The following is a 19,014-nucleotide window of genomic DNA, read 5'->3' as shown; positions in this document are numbered from 1 at the left end:
GGCAATTCTAGGCCCGGCACCGTCCACGCCGGAATTCGCTTTTTCCTGTCGGTGGCGGGTTTTCCCGTCGGTGGCGGGTTTTCCCGTCGGTGTCAGGCGCCGCGCCGGATCGCCGTCGGCAGGGGCCGGTCGCCCGCTTCCGCCCGGACCCGGGCTTCGAGGGCGGCCTGATCCTCCACCGTCACCGCCATGACATGGGCGGTGGCGTGGACGATCGTGCCGTCGCCCCGGGCCAACGCGACATGCCCGGGGTAACACAGCACGTCGCCCCGGCGGATGTCGTCGGGGGCGACCGCCGTACCCCAGGCGGCCTGCATGTCGCTGTCGCGCGGCACGGCCATGCCGGCCCGGGCGAAAGCGGTCTGCACCAGGGCGGAGCAATCGATGCCTTCCGCCGTGCGCCCGCCCCAGAGGTAGGGGGTGCCCAGGAACTTCTCCGCCGTCGCGACGACGTCGGCGTCGGGCGCGTCGACGGGCGCGACATGGCCGGCGAAGATATGCCGCCCGCAGGACAGCGCCAGCCAGCGCCCGTCGTCGCTTTCGCCGGTCACGCAGAGCCGCGCGCCCATGGAGAGCGCGATCACCGCCGGGCGCTTCAACTCCGGCACCGGATAGAGATGGCTGCGCGGCACCGCGACGACATGGCTCGCCACCGGCGCCGGGCTGCGCACCACGGCCGCGCGCGGGATGTAGCCGACGTAACCGTCGACGTCCGACTGGCCCCACAGCCAGCCGTCGCGCCGATCCTCATAGACGGTGAAGCCTTCGCCGTAGAGCACTTCGGTGTCGAGGGAACAGGCCGCTTCCGGCCGGGGACGGAGCGGCGCATGGGGCACGATGACGTGGAACGGCTCCCCCTTCACGAAGCGCGTCGCATCCACCCGGCCTTCGAGGTGAGACGCGGCGAGGTCGGGCCGGGCCGGCGTCAGGCGGCGGTCGAAGGCCATGCTCATGACGCGAAGCGTTCCGCGATCAGGGCGAAGAGCGCGCGGATGCCATAGGCTTCGGCGCCGACGGGACGGCCGGGCGAAGGCTTGGTGGTCCAGGCGTAGACGTCGAGATGGGCCCAGGACGGCGTATCGGTCACGAAACGCTGGAGAAACAGGGCCGCGGTCGACGCGCCGGCCATGCCGCCCTCGCCGACGTTGGAGAGATCGGCGACGCGGCTTTCCAGCATGCGGTCGTAGGGCGGCCAGAGCGGCAGGCGCCAGGTCGGGTCGCGCTGTTCGAGGCCGTGGTCGGCGAAGGCGGCGGCCAATTCGTCGTCGGGCGTGAACAGGGCCGGCAGTTCGGGGCCCAGCGCCACCCGCGCCGCCCCGGTCAGGGTGGCGAAATCGACCAGCAGGTCGGGCTTTTCCTCGTCCGCCTCGGCCAGGGCATCGGCCAGCACCAGGCGGCCTTCCGCATCGGTATCGCCGATCTCCACCGTCAGGCCCTTCCGCGAGGTCAGCACGTCGCCGGGACGCATGGCATTGCCGGAAACCGAATTCTCCACCGCCGGGATCAGCACGCGCAGCCGCACCGGCAGGTCCGCGTCCATGATCATATGGGCGAGGCCGAGGACATGGGCGGCCCCGCCCATGTCCTTCTTCATCAGGTTCATGTAGCTGCCGGTCTTGATGTTCAGGCCGCCGGTGTCGAAGCACACGCCCTTGCCGACCAGGGTCACGCGCGGCAGGTCCGATTCGCCCCAGGTCATGTCGATCAGGCGCGGCGCCCGTTCGCTGGCGCGGCCGACCGCGTGGATCATGGGGTAGCCGGCATCGAGCAGGTCGTCGCCGACGGTGATGGCGATGCGCGCGTCATGGGCGACCGCGAGACGCATGGCCGCCGCCGCCAGTTCCTCCGGCCCGAGGTCGGAGGCCGGGGTATTGACGAGATCGCGGACCAGGAACATCGCCTCCGCCGTCCGGCGCACGGCGTCGAGGTCGGCGCCTTCGGGCGGCACCAGCAGGGGATCGTCGGGCGGGCTGTCGTCGCGGTAGCGCCGAAAGCCGTAGCGCCCCATGACCCAGCCCAGCGTCGCCGCCGTCGCCTCCATCGGGCCGAGGGGCGAGGCGATCTCATAGGTGGCGGCGGGCAGCGCCGCCGACAATGCGCCGAAGGCGAAGGGCTGATGTTCCTGGACCGCGCCGACGCCGAACAGCACGAGGCCGAGACCGCCCTCCGCATCCGGCACCACCAGATGGCCGCCGGGCCGGCCGTCGAAGCCGCTGGCACGGGCGAAGCGCAGGGCCGCGGGCGGCACCCTGTCCGCCAGTTCGTCGAGCGCGCCCCGGGCCACGCAATGGATCGGCACGGCACCGTCGCGCACGGCGACCAGCGGCAGGGCCAGGGCAAAGGTCTCGGCAGGGTCTTCGGACATGATCTCCTTCCGCGGCATATTCGGCATCCGCACGCAAGGACTTGCGGAACGACTCGGGCTCGGGTTGCCTGTAGCGAATCTTACCCCCATCCGCGGAACCTTGCCCATGGCCGTCCTCGACAAGCCCATCCTGGTGATCGGCGACAAGAACTACTCTTCCTGGTCCATGCGGCCATGGCTGGCGCTGACGGCGGGCGGCATCGATTTCGAGGAAGTGCACGTCAAGCTCCGCACCGAGGAGACCAAGGCCGCCATCCTGCGCCATTCGCCGAGCGGCACGGTCCCGGCCATGAAACTGGGCGCGGTGGTGATCCCCGAGAGCCTCGCCATCTGCGAATGGGCGGCGGAAGAGAGCCGGAGCGGCCCCCTGCTGCCCGAGGATCCGGTGGCGCGTGCGGTGTGCCGGGCGGTTTCGGCCGAGATGCATTCGGGCTTCGCCAGCCTGCGCCGGGAATGCCCCATGGACATGCTGGCCGACCACGGCGGCCATCCCTTCAGCGACGCCTGCCGCGTCGACATCGCCCGGATCGAGGCGATCTGGGACGCCTGTCGGCGCGAATACGGCAGGGGCGGTCCCTATCTGTTCGGGGCCTGGACCGTCGCCGACGCCATGTTCGCGCCGGTGGTCAGCCGCTTCGTCACCTATGGCCCGCACCTGCTGCCGTCGGCCGCCGACTATGTCGCGGCCGCCAGTCACCATCCGGCATATCAGGCATGGCGGGCCGGCGCCGAGGAACAGCTCGCGACGGGGTGCTGAACCAGGGCGTCAGATTGCTTCGGCCGGCAGGGTCATGCCCTGTTCCCGGTAGAAGCGGACGGCACCCGGATGCAGCGGCGCGCCGAGCCCCAGGATCGCGCCGGCCAGGGTGATTTCCCGTGCCTTGGGGTGGCCTTCGTCCAGGGCTTCGCGATTGACCGGGTCGAACAGGGTGCGGACGGCGTCGTAGATCAGGTCGGCGTCCACTTCGAGAGCGCAGATCCATTGCGCGCTGACGTTCACCGTCTCGGTCGCGGGCAGGCCCGGATAGGCCGTCTCGGCGATCGCGCCCGACTGGAAATAGCGACCGGCCGCCAGCAGCTTCTCGCGCGCCGGCCCGTCGATCGGCAGCAGCGCGATGCCGCCGGTATCGGCGATTTCGCGCACGTTCACGGCGGGCGCCCCGCCCAGGAAGAAGAAGGCGTCGATTTCCCCCGCCATCAGGGCCGCGGCCGCCTGGGACGGCCCGAGGTCGACCGCCTCGACGGCATCGGTTGCGATGCCATAGGCATCGAGGATCATGACCGCGTCGCCCCGCGTGCCCGACCCCGGCCGGTCCAGGGAGACCCGGCGCCCCGCGAGATCGCCAATGCCGGCCACGCCGGAATCGGCGCGCACGACCACATGCATGCTCTCGGCATAGAGGCTGGTGATCACGCGGAGATTGTCACGCGGCGGCTGTCCCTCGAAAGCGCCCCGGGCACCATGAGCCCAGGCGAGCACGTCGGCCTGGGCGAGCGCCGTCTCGACCTGGAGGCCGGCGACCGCCTCGACATTGGCGACCGAACCTTCGCTGGTCTCGGCCGCGGCGACCAGGCCGGGCACGCCGCAGGCGGCGCCGGGATCGCAGGGCGGCAGGCCGGGCGGATGGCTGAGCAGGCGGGCGATGGTCTCGCCCACGGGGTAATAGGTGCCGGCGGCGCTGCCGGTGGCAATGCGGAGATAGCGGGCATCCTGGGCCCGGACCTGACCCGGCAGGGCGGCGATCAGGCCGGCGGCGCCAAGCCCATGAAGGACCGTGCGGCGAGAGGGGGCGGGTGTCTCGGCGGAGGGGGGGGCGCGATGGGCGGCGCTGTCAAATCTGTCCATGGCGATTGATCCGTGACGAGCCAGGACTGGTATAATTCGATTTAAGGATCATCCGCCCATGCATGGCTGGGCGCAAGCATCCCCGGCCCAACCATGTTAGGCTCGGCCAGTTTTTCGCCTGTGTTGCACGATCGCCACCATGTCACCGATACGCCTCACCGCTCTCCTGCTTTCCGCTCTCGTGGTCGCCATGGCCGCGGCCACCGCCTGGATCGGCGGCGAAGACCGCCCGGCGACGGTGGCGACGGGGCTGGAACTGATCGCGGGGCGGGGCGGGCCCGACGGGCCGGCGCTGGCGGTCGACAGCGCCGTCGGCGATCTGGTCTATCCGATCTGGCTGTGGCGGCCGGCCTCGACCGAGACCACGGTCGGCCGGATCGAGGAGAGCCGCCACGACGACCGCATGCTGGAGATCGGGGGCTGGGCCGGCGACGTCTCCATGGGCTTGCGCATGAGCCATGTCCTGCTGGTCGCCTGCGACCGGGTGATCGCGACGGTGGCGGTCGAGGGAGAGCGCGAGGATATCCGCGAGCGCCATCCCAATCTGCCCGATGCCGGCTGGCATGCGCGCATCGCCCTCGCCGATCTTCGGCCGTGCCGAGATCCGGTGGTCACCGCCTTTGGCGTCGCCCGTTTCGGCGACGTGGTCTTTCCCCTGGAAGGCGAGGTGGCGGCCCCGCGCGGCGCCGGCCGCGCGCCGCCGCCGGGCGCGACCCTGGTCCGCTCGGCCGAGGCGCTGCGCACGCCGGGCGACACGCGGGCGCCGACCCGCCTGGTCGACCTCGGCGGCGACGGCGCCGAGTTGCGCCGCTGCGGCCTCGAGCGCTGCCCGGTGATCGGCCATCTGCCGGCCGGGCGCCAGCGCGTGATCATCCTCGACCATCAGGCCGGCTGGGCCCTGGTCGCCATGGCCGACGGCAACGCCGGCTGGGCCCGCGACGAACAATTGCTGGGGAATTAGGCGCCCAGCGTGATCGTATCCGCGATCTCGATGCCGAAGCCCGAAACGCCGACATAAGAGAGGCCCGAGAGCGAGGCGGCGGACGACACCATGTGACGGATCGAGACCACGCCCAGATCGCGCAGGATCTGCGCGCCGAGGCCGATCTCGCGCCACTGCCGCGTCCGCTGCGCCTCGGAGGAATCGTCATCGGCCGCCATCGTCGCCGGCACGCCGGCCGTGCCATCGCGGAGATAGAGCAGCACGCCCCGTTCCGCCGCCGCCATCTGGGCCAGCGCCTTGTGGATCAGGGGCGCGCCGCCGAAGACGTCGGCGATCACATTGGCGCGGTGCAGCCGGGTCGGCACCATCTGCCCGTCGCCGAGATCGCCATAGACGAAGGCGAAATGCTGGACGCTGTCGAAGGGCGTTACATAGGCGTGCCCGGTCAGCGGCCCCACCTCGGTTTCGACGGTGAAGGTCGAGACCCGTTCCACCAGCGTCTCGCGCATCTGGCGGTGGGCGATCAGATCGGCGACGGAGATCCGCTTCAGACCGTGCTTCTCGGCGAAGGCTTCGATCTGGGCGCCCTTCATCACCGTGCCGTCGTCATTCGCCAATTCACAGATGACGCCGACCGGCGGCAGGCCGGCGAGCTTGCACAGATCGACCGCCGCCTCGGTATGGCCGGAGCGCATGAGCACGCCGCCGTCCCGCGCGATCAGGGGGAAGACATGGCCGGGGCGGACGAAATCGCCCGGCCCCATGTTGTTGTTGGCGAGCGCCCGCACGGTGTTCGAGCGCTGTTCCGCCGAGATGCCGGTGGTCAGACCGTGGCGGACATCGACGGTGACGGTGAAATTGGTGCCCAGGGGGGCGTCATTGCCGTTCACCATGGGATCGAGGCGCAGGCGCCGGGCTTCGGCGGCGCTCAAGGGCGCGCAGACGATGCCGCAGGTGTGGCGGATGATGAAGGCCATCTTCTCGGGCGTGCAGAGCGAGGCGGCGCAGATCAGATCGCCCTCGTTCTCGCGGTCGTCGTCGTCGGTGACGATGACGATCTCGCCCCGGGCAAAGGCCGAAACGGCGTCGGTCACGGTCTTGGTCAATTCGTCCTCCCGCGCTGGGGCGAGCCCGATGAAATCATTGGGGGTCACGGCGCCATCCGTGACCCGCAACAGCATTTCCGCGGTCTCCCGCGACAGCCAGGGCGCCCTGTTGTTGCACAATTGGGTGACGGCGGCCGGCGACACGCCCATGCGGCGCGCCAGCTCCATGCGGGTGAGGCCCTCGCGGGCCAGCCAGTCCGTCAGCTTCATGGCGGCACGATAGCCGCCCTCGATTTTAAGTCAAACTTAAAATTTAGATCTGTTTTAGAAGCGATTTAACCAGGGCCGGGGCAGCAGCCGGGCCCGGAACGGCCGGATCAGGGCGACGCCGACCAGGAAGCCGCCGACATGGGCGATCCAGGCGATATGTTCCGCCCCCGCCTGGCCCGAGAAGCCGTCGAAGAGCTGCATGACGAACCAGAGGCCGATGACCATGAAGGCCGGCAGCGACAGGGGAAACCAGCCGAGCAGCACGGTCACCGGCTGGCGCGGGAACAGCACGATATAGGCCCCGAGCACGCCCGATACGGCGCCCGAAGCGCCGATCATCGGGATCTGCGAATAGGGATCCGACAGGCCTTCGCCCAGGGCCCCTGCGGCGGCGCAGAACAGATAGAAGCCGAGATAGGCGACATGGCCGAGGGCATCCTCGACATTGTTGCCGAAGATCCAGAGGAACAGCATGTTGCCCGCGAGATGCCAGAAATCGCCATGCAGGAAGGCATGGGTGATCAGGGTCGCGACGGCGGGCGGCGCGCCGATGTCGACACCCGGGGGCAGGCCTTCGAACAGGAAGAAGGGCACGAAGCCGTAGCGGATGGCGTCGATCTCGGCGTGGTCGGTCGCCAGTTGCAGTAGCCAGATGGCGGCGCAGGCGATCATCAGGGCGGTGTTGACCACCGGGGGACGGCGCGTCGGCAGGCCGTCGTGCAGGGGAAGGACCACGGGGCTACTTTCTGAACAGAACGGCCTTGGACAGGAAGGCGGGCCACCAGGCCTCGCGCCGAAGACCGGCGGCACCGAACAGGCCATCGAGATCGAGATCGGCATAGGTCGAGAAATAGGGTTCGTGAAAGGCCCGGGGAAAGAAGTCGAGCAAGCCGTCGAAGGCGGGCGTATCGCCGGTCTGCAAGGCATCGACCAGGATCAGGCCGCCACCGGGCTTCAAGACACGGGCGCATTCCGCCGCGACCGCGATCCGCACGCGCGGCGGCAGTTCATGGAACAGATAGACGCAGGTCAGGGCATCCAGGCTGTCGTCGGCGAAGGGCAGGGCCTCCGCCTTGGCCTGGACGAAACCGATGCCGCCGCGCCGGGCGAGACGGCGCCGCGCCCTTCGCAGATAGGCGGGCGAGAGATCGAGCCCGGTGACATGAAGGCGCGGCCAGGTCGCCTTCATGTCGTCGATCAGCCCGCCGGTGCCGCAGGCGATGTCGGCGACGCGAAGCTGCCGGGTGTCGCGCCCGGCGATCACCTGACGCAGCAGGGGCAGGGCCTGGCGGCGCATGGCCGCCGCCGCCCCGGTGAACAGCACCTCGACCTGATGGTCGTAGACGTCGGCCGAATGGTCGGACAGCCAGCCATCGGTCTGATAGTGGAAATTCTGCAGGTAGTAGGCGGGATAGGTGCCGGGCGCGCCCATGTCGCGAACTTCGCCGCGAACTTCGTCGTGGCCATGGTCGCGGCGGCGCCGGGCGACCGCCGGCAGGTCGCGGAAGAATCGATAGGCATCGCCGACGGCGCGGCCGGGGCGCAGCGCCAGATCCGCCGGCACGGCATAGACCCCGGCCTCGATCAGGCGCCGATCGCGTTCGAAGAGATCGCCGAGGGCGGCCAGGATCGGACGCCAGCCGATGGGCTCGCGCCCCTCGGCCTGGACGAAGGCGCCACGCCGGCCCCTCGTCAGGCGTTCCGCCGCCACATATTGCCCGGCGAACCAGGCCACCCGGGCGAGCCGGGCCGCGCCATAGGCGATATCGAATGCGCCGGCCATCCCTCGGTCTCCATCCATCGGCGTCAGTGTGCCACGGCGGGAGTGTGGGTGGAAATCAGGCGAATTCGGCCCGCTCGAACGCCGCCACCAGCTCGACGTGGGACGACCAGGCGAACTGATCGACCGGCAGCACCGGGCCCAGCGCGAAGCCGGCATCGCCGAGGATGCGGGCATCGCGCGCGAAACTGGCCGGACTGCACGAGACGGCGACGATGCGCCGGACCGGCGAGGCGGCCAGGGTGCGCATCTGCGCCTCCGCCCCTTCGCGCGGGGGATCGATGACGACGACGTCGCCCGCGTCGAATTCAACCGCCTCGACCGGGCGGCGATAGAGATCGCGGCGCACCGCCTCGACATGCTTCAGGCCGCGCCCCATGCGCCAGCCCCGGTCGAGGGCGGCGACCGCCGCCGCATCGCCCTCATAGGCGATGACGGGCAGGTGCCGGGCCAGCGGCAGGGTGAAGGTGCCGCAGCCGGCGAAGAGATCGACCGCCCGCTTGAATCCCTCGCCAAGGCGCGCCATCACCGCCTCGACCAGCGCCGCCTCGCCCGAGGCGCTCGGCTGCAGGAAGCCGCCGGGGGCGGGCGAAACCGGGATGCCGGCGAAGGGCAGGCTGGGGGCCGTGCGTTCCAGCACCATCTCGCCGGCGGCGGTGATGCGGGCGATGTCGTTGGCGGCGGCGAAATCCGCCAGGACTTCCCGCGCGGCGAGGTCCAGGCGGAACTTGCCCTCCAGCACCAGATCCGTGCCGCCGGGCAGCAGGGTGACGGTCGCGGCATCGAAGGCGATCTGGTGGGCGAGGGCGCGCAGGGGCGCGATCAGACGGTTCAGGCCCGGCAGCACGGCGGGACAGGCATCGACATCCACCAGCCGGTGGCTGCGCCTTTCGCTGAAACCGAAGAAGAGCTTCCGCCCGACACGCAGCACGGCGAATTTCGCCCTTCGGCGTTCGCCCGCCGGCAGGGACAGGGTCGGCAGAACCTCGGCATCCGAGAAGCCGCGATGGCCGAGGGCGGCGCGGATCCCCGCGCGCTTGAAGTCGGCGACGGCGGCAGGCGCCAGATGCTGCAACTGGCAGCCGCCGCAGCGCCCGAAATAGGCGCAGGCCGGATCGACCCGGTCGGGCGAGGCGTCGAGCACGGTATCGAGGCGGACCACCTTGCCCTCGCGCACCGCGCGCACCCGTTCGCCGGGCAAGGCGAAGGGGATGTGGACCGGCCCCCCCGGCCCCTCCGCCGCGCCGTCGCCCTGGGCGCCCAGGCGGGTGATCACGGCTTCGAAGACGTCAGGCATCGCGCGCGGCCCCGATGAGGAATTCGACATTGCCTTCCGGTCCCTTGATCGGGCTCTCCACGATGCCCAGCACGCGCCATCCCGGCAGGCCGCCGACCCAGGCTTCGATCCGGTCGCAGACTTCCTGGTGCAATTCGGGCTCGCGCACCACGCCGCCCTTGCCGACTCGCCCCTTGCCGACCTCGAACTGCGGCTTGATCAGGGCGATCAGGCGCGCACCGGGCCGCGTCAGGGCCAGGGCCGCCGGCAGCACCACCTCGAGGCCGATGAAACTGGCGTCGCAGACGACGAGGTCCACCGGATCCGGGATCATGTCCGCGTCGAGCCGGCGGGCGTTGGTCCGTTCCATCACCACGACACGGGGATCGTTCCGCAGCTTCCAGGCCAATTGGCCGTGGCCGACATCGACCGCGAAGACCTTGGCCGCGCCTTTGGTCAGCAGCACGTCGGTGAAGCCGCCGGTGGAGGCGCCGACGTCGATCGCGGTCAGCCCGGTCGGATCGATGTCGAAGGCCACCAGGCCCTTTTCCAGCTTCAGGCCACCACGGGAGACCCAGGGGTGGGCCTGCCCCTTCACCTCGATCGCGATGTCCTCCGCCACCTTGTCGCCGGCCTTGTCCAGGCGCCGCGTGCCGGTGAAGACGTTGCCGGCCATGATCACGGCCTGGGCCTTGGTCCGGGTCTCGACCAGGCCCCGGTCGACCAGCAATTGATCGAGGCGCACCTTGGTCATGCCGCCCCCCCGAACAGATCGCGATAGGTCGTCAATCGGTCGCGATGGGCGAAGCGGTGGACCAGCAGCGACGCGAAGACCGCCAGCGCCGCGACGAAACTCCACCAGATGCCCATGCCGCCGAGGCCGAGCGGGAAGGCCAGCAGCCACGACAGGCCGAGGCCCAGCACCCAATAGCACAGCAGGGCATAGAGCATGGGCACACGCGCGTCGCGAAGACCGCGCAGCAGGTTGACCGTCACCACCTGGGCCGCGTCCAGCACCTGGAACACCCCGGCGAGGATCAGGAAACCGGCGGCGATGGCCACCACCTCGCGGTTCTCGGGGCTGGTCACATCGGGCAGGAACAGACCCGCGATCTCGCTGCGCCAGACCACCATGACGATCGCCATGGAGCCCATGAAGCCGCAGCCGAGCACGAGCGCGGTCCAGCCCGTGCGGCCGACCGCCGCCGGATCGCGCGCCCCCGTGGCGATGCCGACGCGGATGGCGCCGGCCTGGCCGATGCCCAGCGCCACCATGAAGGTCACGGAGGCGACCTGGAGCGCGATCTGATGGGCGGCGAGCGCCAGCGGCCCGATCAGCCCCATGAGCTGGGCGGCACCCGAATAGAGCAGCACCTCGAAAGTGATGGTCAGGCCGATGGGCGTGCCGATCCGAAAGACATGGCCGAGGCGCGGCCAGTCCGGCCGCCAGAAACGCCCGAGCAGGCGAAAGCGCCGGAACTGCCGGTCCGTCCGCAGATAGAGGCCGAGCGCGATCAGCGCCGTCAGGCCCGACAGGCTGGAGGCGACGCCGGCGCCGATGACGCCGAGGCGCGGCAGGCCGAAGTCCCCGAACACCAGACCATAGGCGAGCACGCCGTTCACCGGCACCTGCGCAAGGGCGATGATCAGCGCGGCGCGCTGGCGCCTGTAGGTGGCGGTGAAATTGCGCAGGACCGCGAACCACGTATAGGTCAGCAGCATGGGGGCGACGGCGCGCACGTAATCCTCGGTCAGGTCGACCAGGGCCGGGTCCTGCCCGATCAGCAGGAGGAGGTCGCCGACGAACCACAGTGCCGCGATCGCCGGGACGCAGATCATGCCCGTCGCCCAGAACGCCTGGCGCACGGTGCGCCGGACCTCGCGCACATGGCGCGTCCTGGCCCCGACGGCATGGGCCATCAGCGGCACCGCCCCCTGGGCGAGGCCGATCAGGAACAGCATGGGCACGATGACGACCGAATGGCCGAGCGCCCCGGCCGCCAGGGATTCCGGCCCGAGACGCCCAAGGATCACCGTGTCGGTGGTCAGCATGGCCATCCAGGCCAATTGCCCGAAGACCAGCGGCAGGCCGACGACGAGCAGGGCGCGCGCCTCCGCCAGGAAGCCCTTCGGCTCCCCGCCGCGCCGCGCGCGCTTGCCCACCGTTTCGACCGCCACGGCCATGACCCACTCCGAAATATCGAGCCGGGCACTATGACCGCGCGCCGGGCCGAGCGAAAGCCCCGCGCGGGCAGGGCTGCCTTGCGCGCGCCATCTTCTCCGGGCCATGCTGACATTGGTCTGGAACAAAGGACTTCCCGTGAAGCGCCATCCCTTCGTCATGGCGGTGTGCAGCGATTTCGCCGGCCAGGTGCGCGGCAAGGGGTTCCCGGCGGAGGATCTGCCGGCAAGGCTCGCCGGCGGCGTGGGCTGGACCCCGACCAACGTCATGATCAATTGCTTCGGCGCGATCCCGGCGACACCCTTCGGCCCGCGCGGCGATCTCCTGCTGATGCCGGATCTCGCGGCGGAAGTCTGCGTCGATTTCGAGGACGGCTCGGTGCCCGAGCATTTCCTGCTCGGCGACATCGTCGACATGGCGCGGCGGCCCTGGTCGTGCTGCACGAGGCACTATCTGAAGAGCGCGATCGCGCGCCTTTCCGGCCACGGACTCCGTCTCCGCGTCGCCTTCGAGCATGAATTCTTCCATGGCGGGGTGGAGGAGCGGCCGGGCGGATCCTACGGGCTCGACGCCATCCGCCGGGCCGGCGACTTTCCCCATGCCCTGATCGCCGCCATCGCCCAGGCCGGCCTGGAACCCGAGACGGTGCTGCCCGAATACGGCCCCCGCCAGATCGAGGTCACCCTGCGCCCCGCCCTCGCGCTCGCCGCCGCCGACCGCGCCGTGATGCTGCGCCAGATCGTGCATGCCCTGGCCTGGCGCCGGGGCCACCGGGTCAGCTTCTCCCCCGTCGTCACCCATGGCGTGGTCGGCAACGGCGTCCACATCCATTTCAGCCTGGAGGACATGGACGGGAAGCCCCTGTCCCACGATCCCGCTCGGCCCTGCGGCGTCTCCGCCATTGCCGGGCGTTTCATCGCCGGGGTGATCGAACACGGCCGCGCGCTGACGGCCCTGACCGCGCCGAGCGTGCTGTCCTACGAGCGCCTGAAACCCAATTCCTGGAGCACGACGGTCACCAATCTGGGCTACCGCGACCGGGAAGCCTTCGTCCGCATCTGTCCCGTCTCGGACGTGGCCGGCGCGGATGTCGGTCGCGCCTTCAATTTCGAATATCGCGCCTGCGACGGTGCGGCGACACCCCACCTCGCCCTCGGCGCCCTGATCCGGGCCGGCCTCGCCGGAATCGAAGCCGGGCTCGAGACGCCGGCGATCACCATGGCGGACCCGGACGGCCTTTCACCCGGGGAACGCGCGGCTTCCAACATCCGCCCCCTGCCCGCCAGCCTCGGCGAGGCGCTGGACGCGCTGGAGAAAACGGGGAACATCCTGATGGAGAGCGACGAGATGCGCGCCGCCTACCTCATGCACAAGCGCGGCGAGATCGCGACGGTGGAGGGTCTGGACCTGCCCGCCCTCGCCGCCCGCTATGCCCTCGTCTATTGAGGCTGCCCATGCCCGCCGCGAAACCCTTCCGCACCCGCGACCTGCCGATCGTGCCGGCGCGCACGGCGATCGTGGTCATCGACGCCCAGAACGGCCTCCTGCACGAGGCGGCGCCCGAGGAACGATCCTATTTCGCGCATCAGCTCCATCGGGTGGCCCTGCCCAATATCGCCCGCCTGATCGCGCGGGCGCGGGCGGTCGGGATGGAGGTGATCTATACGGTGATCGAAAGCCTGACGCTGGATGGCCGCGACCGCTGCCTCGACTACAAGGTGACGGGCTTCAACTATCCGAAGGGCTGCTGGGAATCGAGGGTGCTGGACGCCGTCGCCCCCGCCGGCGACGAGATCGTCCTGCCCAAGACGTCGTCCAGCCTGTTCAATTCGACGATCTTCGACTATCTGCTGCGCAACCTCGGCGTGGATGCCGTGATCGTGACCGGCTTCCTGACCGATCAATGCATCGACACGGCGGTGCGCGACGGCGCCGATCGCGGCTACGAGATGATCTGCATCACCGACGCCTGCGCCACCAAGAGCGCCGAACGCCACGACTGGGCCCTGCGCCTCAACCAGGGCTACTGCCGCCAGGCCACCACGGACGAGATTCTGGCCGAGATGGCGTGAGCGGGTGCCGACGCCGCCGATTTCGGCAGCGCAGCAAAAACCTCGACGCCGGCAACGCGGCGTGAGAGCCTGCTTGGGGAAGATGCGCCGGTGGCGATTGCCGATCGGGCGGATGTCGTTTCCGGTGGTCGTCCGCGATTTCCGGGATGTAGTCCATCATGTTCATTCGATACGGTTACGAGATCACGCTCACCTGCCCCCAGCCGACGGCGATGGTGTGCCTGATGTCGGTTCATCCCGACCGCCATGGCGACATGCGATCTCCCGAGCGTTTCTTCACCAACCCCGACATTCCGACCTCGACCTATCAGGATCTCTTCGGCAACCGCTGCCGCCGTTTGACGGCACCGGCGGGCGACCTGCTGCTGTGGGGAGACGCCATCGTCGAGGACAGCGGGCATCTCGACGCCGTGGCCCCCCTGGCACGGGAGATCGCGACCGCCGACCTGCCCGACGCCTGCATGACCTTCCTCCTCGGCAGCCGCTATTGCGAGACGGACCTCATGACCCAGATCGCCTGGGACCGGTTCGGGAAGCTGGCGCCGGGCTGGTCGCGGGTGCAGGCGATCTGCGATTTCGTGCACGGTCATATCCGCTTCGACTACATGCAGGCGCGCTCGACGCGGACGGCTTTCGAAGCCTATCAGGAGCGGATCGGCGTCTGCCGGGACTATGCCCATCTCGCCGTGACGCTGTGCCGCTGCCTGAATATTCCGGCGCGTTACGTGAACGGACACCTGGGGGACATCGGCGTACCGGTGGTGGATCCGATGGATTTCAGCGCCTGGATCGAGGTCTTCCTCGAAGGGCGCTGGTACACCTTCGACCCGCGCAACAACAAGCCGCGGATCGGCCGCATCGTGGTGGCCCGTGGCCGGGACGCGGCCGACGTGCCGCTCATCAATTCCTTCGGTCCCCACGTGCTGAAGGAATTTCGGGTCTGGACCTACGAGGTGCCCGACCCGTCGGCGGGCTGAACCGCGGCACCGGTCTTCGGAACGGATTTGTCCAGTTCCAGCCGATAGACCGACAGATCAGCACCCGAGAAACAACAGAAGGTGACTTCACGCAATGTCGGGATCCCGGCGGCCACGCCCCGCACGGTGCGGATGGCGACCTCGGCCGCGAGCGCGATCGGATAGCCGAAGATGCCTGTGCTGATCGAGGGAAAGGCGATGGTCTCGATCGGCTGGCGGGCCGCGACCTCGAGGGCGCGGCGGTAGCAGGACGCCAGCAGGTCCGGCTCGCCATTGGTGCCGCCGCGCCAGACCGGCCCGACGGTATGGATGATGAATCTGGCCGGCAGGCGATAGCCCTTGGTCAGCTTGGCGTCGCCCGTCTTGCAGCCGCCCAGAAGGCGGCACTCATGAACGAGATCGGGCCCCGCCGCGCGGTGGATCGCGCCGTCGACTCCGCCTCCGCCGAGCAGCGACGAATTGGCGGCATTGACGATCGCATCGACCGTCAGCCTGGTGATGTCGCCCTGAACGGCGAGAAGACGGGTCTCCGCCATGGCGGCATCAGGCCCTTGCCTTGGCCGCCGCTTCGTCGCCGAGCGCCGCCAGCACCTCTGCCACGATGTGACGGGCGTTGAGGCCGGCGAGGTCGTATTGGACCTGGGGCTTGTCCTGGTCGATGAAGACGTCGGGCAGGACCATGGGACGGATCTTCAGGCCCCGGTCGAGAAGACCGGCGCGCGCCAGGAAATGCAGCACCGCCGAACCGAAACCGCCGATCGAGCCTTCCTCGACGGTGATCAGCACCTCGTGTTCCGTCGCCAGGCGGCGGATCAGATCCTCGTCCAGCGGTTTCGCGAAACGGGCGTCGGCGACGGTGGCGGGAAAGCCCCGCGCCGTCAGTTCGTCCGCCGCCTTCAGGCTTTCTCCCAGCCGGGTGCCGAGGGAGAGGATGGCGACGCGGCCGCCTTCCCGCACGATGCGGCCCTTGCCGATCGGCAGGACTTCGGGCTCCGCCGGGATTTCGACGCCGACACCCTCGCCGCGCGGAAAGCGGAAGGCTGAGGGGCGGTCGTCGATCGCCATGGAGGTCGCGACCATATGGGCCAGTTCCGCCTCGTCCGAGGGCGCCATCAGGACGAAGTCCGGCAGGCAGCCGAGATAGGCGAGATCGAAGGAACCGGCATGGGTGGCGCCGTCGGCGCCGACGAGGCCGGCGCGGTCGATGGCGAAGCGCACCGGCAGCTTCTGGATCGCGACGTCGTGCACCACCTGGTCGTAGGCGCGCTGCAGGAAGGTCGAATAGATGGCGCAGACCGGCTTCAGCCCCTCGGTCGCCATGCCGGCGGCGAAGGTGACCGCATGCTGTTCGGCGATGCCGACGTCGAAGCAGCGCTGCGGGAAACGCTCCCCGAAGCGGTCGAGCCCGGTACCGGAGGGCATGGCGCCGGTGATGGCGACGATGCTCTCGTCCTTCTCGGCGAGGTTGATCAGCGTGTCGGAGAAGACGCGGGTATATTGTGGCGCATTCGGCTTCGCCTTCACCTGGGCGCCGGTCACGACGTCGAAACGCTGCACGCCGTGATACTTGTCGGCGGCGGCTTCGGCGGGGCCGTAGCCCTTGCCCTTCTGGGTGATGACATGGACCAGGATCGGGCCGTTGCCGGCGTCGCGGGCATTGCGCAGCACGGGCAGCAGGTGCTCGAAATTATGGCCGTCCAGGGGGCCGACGTAATAGAAGCCCAGTTCCTCGAACAGGGTGCCGCCGCCGGACGCCATGCCCCTGGCATATTCCTCCGCCCGCTTGGCCGTGCGCTCGAAGCTTTTCGGGAAGCGCTGCATCATCTGCTTCGCCAGATGGCGGAAGTTGACGTAGGAGCGCGACGACATCAGGCGCGCCAGATAGGCGCTCATGGCGCCGACCGGCGGCGCGATCGACATGTCGTTGTCGTTCAGGATGACGATCAGCCGGCTGTCCATCGAGCCGGCGTTGTTCATCGCCTCATAGGCCATGCCGGCGGACATGGCGCCGTCGCCGATGACGGCGATGACGTGATTGTCGCGCCCCTGCTGGTCGCGCGCCACCGCCATGCCGAGACCGGCCGAGATCGAGGTCGAGGAATGGGCCGCGCCGAAGGGGTCGTATTCGCTTTCCGCGCGCTTGGTGAAGCCCGAGAGCCCGCCGCCCTGGCGCAGCGTGCGGATACGGTCGCGGCGCCGGGTCAGGATCTTGTGGGGATAGGCCTGATGGCCGACGTCCCAGATCAGCCGGTCCGCCGGCGTGTCGAAGACATAGTGCAGCGCCACCGTCAGCTCGACCACGCCGAGCCCGGCCCCCAGATGGCCGCCGGTGATGGAGACGGCATCGATGGTCTCGGCCCGGAGTTCGGCGGCGAGTTGCGGCAATTGCTCCTCGCTCAGGGCGCGCAGGTCCTCGGGACCGACGACCTGGTCGAGAAGCGGGGTGAGCGGCGGGCTGATGGTCACCGAGGTCATGTCCCTAGCTTGGCCCGATTCAAGACTTCCGATCAATCACGTATCGGGCGAGCGCGCGAAGGTTGTCGGCACGCAGGCCGAATGGCGCGACATGGTGGATGGCCTGATCGACCAGGCGTTCCGCCTGATCGCGGGCCCGTTCGACGCCGAGGATCGAGACGAAGGTGGCCTTGCCCCGCGCCGCGTCCTTGGCGACGGCCTTGCCCGTATCCTCCACCCGGCCCTCGACATCGAGGAGATCGTCGGCGATCTGGAAGGCGAGGCCGAGGTCGTGGGCATAGCCGCGCAGCGCCGTGCGCGCCTCGTGGCTGGCCTTGCCGAGCACGGCGCCCGCCTCGGCCGCGGCCTGGATCAGGGCGCCGGTCTTCATCTTCTGCATGCGGGTGACGGCGCCGAGGTCGAAATCATCCCCCGCCGCCTCGGCCGCGAGGTCCGACATCTGGCCCCCGACCATGCCGTGGGGCCCGGACGCCTGGGCCAGCAGCGACACGAGTTCGAGCCGCACGCGCGGATCGTCGTGGGTTTCGGCGCCCGACAGCAGTTCGAAGGCATAGGTCAGCAGGGCATCGCCCGCGAGAACCGCCGTCGCCTCGTCGAAGGCCTTGTGCACCGTGGGCTTGCCCCGGCGCAGATCGTCGTCGTCCATGGCCGGCAGATCGTCGTGAACGAGGCTGTAGCAATGGACGCATTCGACGGCGGCGGCGACGCGGAGCGCGCAACCCCGCTTCACGTCGAACAGGCCGGCCGTCTCCAGCACCAGGAAGGGCCGCAGGCGCTTGCCGCCGGACATGGAGGCATAGCGCATCGCCTCCATCAGCTTCGCCTCGGGGCCGGTCGCGGGCGGCAGCAGGCGATCGAGGGCCTTCTCGATCTCGGCGGCGGCGTCGGAAAGCGCCGCGCCCAGGGGGGATTGTGTCATCGAGGATCAGCTCGCGTCGAAGGGACGGGTCGCGGGTTCGCCGTCGGGGCCGGCGACGATCGCCTCCACCTTTGCCTTCGCTTGGGCCAGCTTGGCCTCGCAGTGGCGCTTGAGGAGGACGCCCCGGCCATATGTCTCGATCGAGGATTCGAGATCGACGCGGCCTTCCTCGAGCTGGCGCACGATGGTCTCCAGCTCGCGCAGCGCGGCCTCGAAGCTGAGGGCGGCGATATCGGCGGGCAGGGCGGCGGGATCGGCGGACATCGGGGCCTCTAGGGCGTGTGCTGTTGGGGCAAGTGCTGGCATTCGTTCTTCGGCGCGGCGGACCGCTTCGGGCAGTCGTAACCGCCTTGGCCGGCTCTGACAAGCCGGAACCCGGTGGGCCTTTCCCCGATGGTCCGGCCGTGCTAGCACCGGCGGATGGCTATGCGGATGCAATCGGCGCGAAAGATCAGCGGCACATGGCGCGGGCGGATGCTCGTGCTCGTCGCCGTCTTCGTGATGGCGATCCAGCCGGCGATCGCCGGTGCCGTCGGCTTTCGGCCGGCCGAAGGCCCGCTGGCGCGGCTGGCGGCGCTGATCGGGCCGCTGTGCTCCATCGCCGCCGATCAGACCGCGCCGGCCGGGGGCGCGCCGCCGCCCGCGGGCGGCCACCACGATCGCGCGGGTTGCTGCCTGCCCGGCTGCCCCATGCTGGGCGGCCCCCTGCCGCCGGCCACGGGCGCTCCGCTGCGCGCGCCCGGCTTCGCGGCGTCCGTCCTTCTGCCGCCGAATACGGCCGATTCCCGGCCCCGCGACGATGCGCGGACCTGGGCACCGCCGCGCGGCCCGCCCGCGCCGACCTGAACGATCTTCAGTTCTCT

The 19,014-nt window shown here is 69.8% G+C and carries 19 protein-coding genes; 6 read left to right on the top strand and 13 right to left on the bottom strand.

The window, feature by feature from the left end:
* Positions 1-92: 92 nt before the first annotated feature.
* Both L2U69_RS09160 and L2U69_RS09155 read right to left on the bottom strand, forming a co-directional pair.
* Positions 93-953 (bottom strand): C40 family peptidase, encoded by an 861-nt coding sequence (locus L2U69_RS09160; protein WP_236106506.1) that lies wholly within the window; start codon positions 951-953, stop codon positions 93-95.
* Entirely contained in the window at positions 950-2,365 is a 1,416-nt protein-coding gene (locus L2U69_RS09155; protein WP_236106505.1) for a leucyl aminopeptidase family protein, read from the bottom strand. Before L2U69_RS09155 ends, L2U69_RS09160 begins: the two co-directional genes overlap by 4 nt.
* A gap of 106 nt (positions 2,366-2,471) precedes the next feature.
* Here L2U69_RS09155 and L2U69_RS09150 point away from each other — a divergent pair, with 106 nt between their 5' ends.
* Positions 2,472-3,122 carry a glutathione S-transferase family protein gene (locus L2U69_RS09150; protein ID WP_236106504.1) on the top strand — a complete coding sequence of 217 codons (651 nt, stop codon included), beginning with the start codon at positions 2,472-2,474 and terminating at the stop codon, positions 3,120-3,122.
* A 9-nt stretch (positions 3,123-3,131) separates the two neighbouring features.
* Here the strand turns inward: L2U69_RS09150 and L2U69_RS09145 are convergent, their stop codons facing one another.
* Complete coding sequence (locus tag L2U69_RS09145; protein ID WP_236106503.1) at positions 3,132-4,211, bottom strand: TAXI family TRAP transporter solute-binding subunit; 1,080 nt, start codon at positions 4,209-4,211, stop codon at positions 3,132-3,134.
* 139 nt (positions 4,212-4,350) lie between these two features.
* On the opposite strand from L2U69_RS09145, the gene L2U69_RS09140 reads away from it, so the two are divergent.
* Positions 4,351-5,172 carry an SH3 domain-containing protein gene (locus tag L2U69_RS09140; protein ID WP_236106502.1) on the top strand — a complete coding sequence of 274 codons (822 nt, stop codon included), beginning with the start codon at positions 4,351-4,353 and terminating at the stop codon, positions 5,170-5,172.
* Here L2U69_RS09140 and ribB read toward each other — a convergent pair.
* The 6 genes from ribB to L2U69_RS09110 are packed head-to-tail and all read right to left on the bottom strand — an operon-like array spanning position 5,169 to position 11,710.
* Positions 5,169-6,470: a 3,4-dihydroxy-2-butanone-4-phosphate synthase gene (gene ribB / locus L2U69_RS09135; RefSeq protein WP_236106501.1), complete on the bottom strand. Its 1,302-nt coding sequence runs from the start codon at positions 6,468-6,470 to the stop codon at positions 5,169-5,171. The genes L2U69_RS09140 and ribB overlap by 4 nt on opposite strands.
* 54 nt (positions 6,471-6,524) lie before the next feature.
* A complete protein-coding gene (locus L2U69_RS09130) occupies positions 6,525-7,205 on the bottom strand; it encodes a rhomboid family intramembrane serine protease (RefSeq protein WP_236106500.1) in 681 nt (226 codons plus the stop codon).
* Positions 7,206-7,209: 4 nt separating this feature from the next.
* Positions 7,210-8,253, bottom strand: a complete 1,044-nt coding sequence (locus tag L2U69_RS09125) for a class I SAM-dependent methyltransferase (protein ID WP_236106499.1) — start codon at positions 8,251-8,253, stop codon at positions 7,210-7,212.
* 55 nt (positions 8,254-8,308) lie between these two features.
* A complete protein-coding gene (locus L2U69_RS09120; protein ID WP_236106498.1) occupies positions 8,309-9,547 on the bottom strand; it encodes a class I SAM-dependent RNA methyltransferase in 1,239 nt (412 codons plus the stop codon).
* Complete coding sequence (locus L2U69_RS09115; protein ID WP_236106497.1) at positions 9,540-10,280, bottom strand: TlyA family RNA methyltransferase; 741 nt, start codon at positions 10,278-10,280, stop codon at positions 9,540-9,542. Before L2U69_RS09115 ends, L2U69_RS09120 begins: the two co-directional genes overlap by 8 nt.
* The gene (locus tag L2U69_RS09110) at positions 10,277-11,710 is read right to left on the bottom strand and encodes an MATE family efflux transporter (protein WP_236106496.1); all 1,434 of its coding nucleotides are present in this window, start codon (positions 11,708-11,710) and stop codon (positions 10,277-10,279) included. Before L2U69_RS09110 ends, L2U69_RS09115 begins: the two co-directional genes overlap by 4 nt.
* A gap of 136 nt (positions 11,711-11,846) precedes the next feature.
* Here L2U69_RS09110 and L2U69_RS09105 point away from each other — a divergent pair, with 136 nt between their 5' ends.
* The 3 genes from L2U69_RS09105 to L2U69_RS09095 all read left to right on the top strand — a co-directional run bounded on the left by L2U69_RS09105 (position 11,847) and on the right by L2U69_RS09095 (position 14,757).
* Positions 11,847-13,154, top strand: coding sequence for a type I glutamate--ammonia ligase (locus L2U69_RS09105; protein WP_236106495.1), 1,308 nt, complete (start codon positions 11,847-11,849; stop codon positions 13,152-13,154).
* A gap of 8 nt (positions 13,155-13,162) precedes the next feature.
* The gene (locus L2U69_RS09100) at positions 13,163-13,780 is read left to right on the top strand and encodes a cysteine hydrolase family protein (protein WP_236106494.1); all 618 of its coding nucleotides are present in this window, start codon (positions 13,163-13,165) and stop codon (positions 13,778-13,780) included.
* Between the two features lie 158 nt (positions 13,781-13,938).
* Positions 13,939-14,757 carry a transglutaminase-like domain-containing protein gene (locus L2U69_RS09095; RefSeq protein WP_236106493.1) on the top strand — a complete coding sequence of 273 codons (819 nt, stop codon included), beginning with the start codon at positions 13,939-13,941 and terminating at the stop codon, positions 14,755-14,757.
* Here the strand turns inward: L2U69_RS09095 and L2U69_RS09090 are convergent.
* Genes L2U69_RS09090 through L2U69_RS09075 form a run of 4 tightly spaced genes read right to left on the bottom strand, consistent with a single transcriptional unit; the run spans position 14,727 to position 18,415 of the window.
* Entirely contained in the window at positions 14,727-15,293 is a 567-nt protein-coding gene (locus L2U69_RS09090) for an O-acetyl-ADP-ribose deacetylase (RefSeq protein ID WP_236106492.1), read from the bottom strand. The genes L2U69_RS09095 and L2U69_RS09090 overlap by 31 nt on opposite strands.
* A 7-nt stretch (positions 15,294-15,300) precedes the next feature.
* Entirely contained in the window at positions 15,301-17,232 is a 1,932-nt protein-coding gene (gene dxs, locus L2U69_RS09085) for a 1-deoxy-D-xylulose-5-phosphate synthase (RefSeq protein ID WP_236106491.1), read from the bottom strand.
* Between the two features lie 19 nt (positions 17,233-17,251).
* Complete coding sequence (locus L2U69_RS09080) at positions 17,252-18,151, bottom strand: polyprenyl synthetase family protein (protein WP_236106490.1); 900 nt, start codon at positions 18,149-18,151, stop codon at positions 17,252-17,254.
* A 6-nt stretch (positions 18,152-18,157) separates the two neighbouring features.
* Positions 18,158-18,415, bottom strand: a complete 258-nt coding sequence (locus L2U69_RS09075; protein ID WP_236106489.1) for an exodeoxyribonuclease VII small subunit — start codon at positions 18,413-18,415, stop codon at positions 18,158-18,160.
* Between the two features lie 168 nt (positions 18,416-18,583).
* On the opposite strand from L2U69_RS09075, the gene L2U69_RS09070 reads away from it, so the two are divergent.
* Positions 18,584-18,997: a hypothetical protein gene (locus L2U69_RS09070; RefSeq protein ID WP_236106488.1), complete on the top strand. Its 414-nt coding sequence runs from the start codon at positions 18,584-18,586 to the stop codon at positions 18,995-18,997.
* Positions 18,998-19,014 lie beyond the last annotated feature (17 nt).

The sequence above is a fragment of the Zavarzinia marina genome (assembly GCF_021568905.1).
Taxonomy (GTDB): domain Bacteria; phylum Pseudomonadota; class Alphaproteobacteria; order Zavarziniales; family Zavarziniaceae; genus Zavarzinia; species Zavarzinia marina.
Note: the sequence above shows the minus strand (reverse complement) of the source record. Positions and strands in the feature narration are given on the sequence as shown.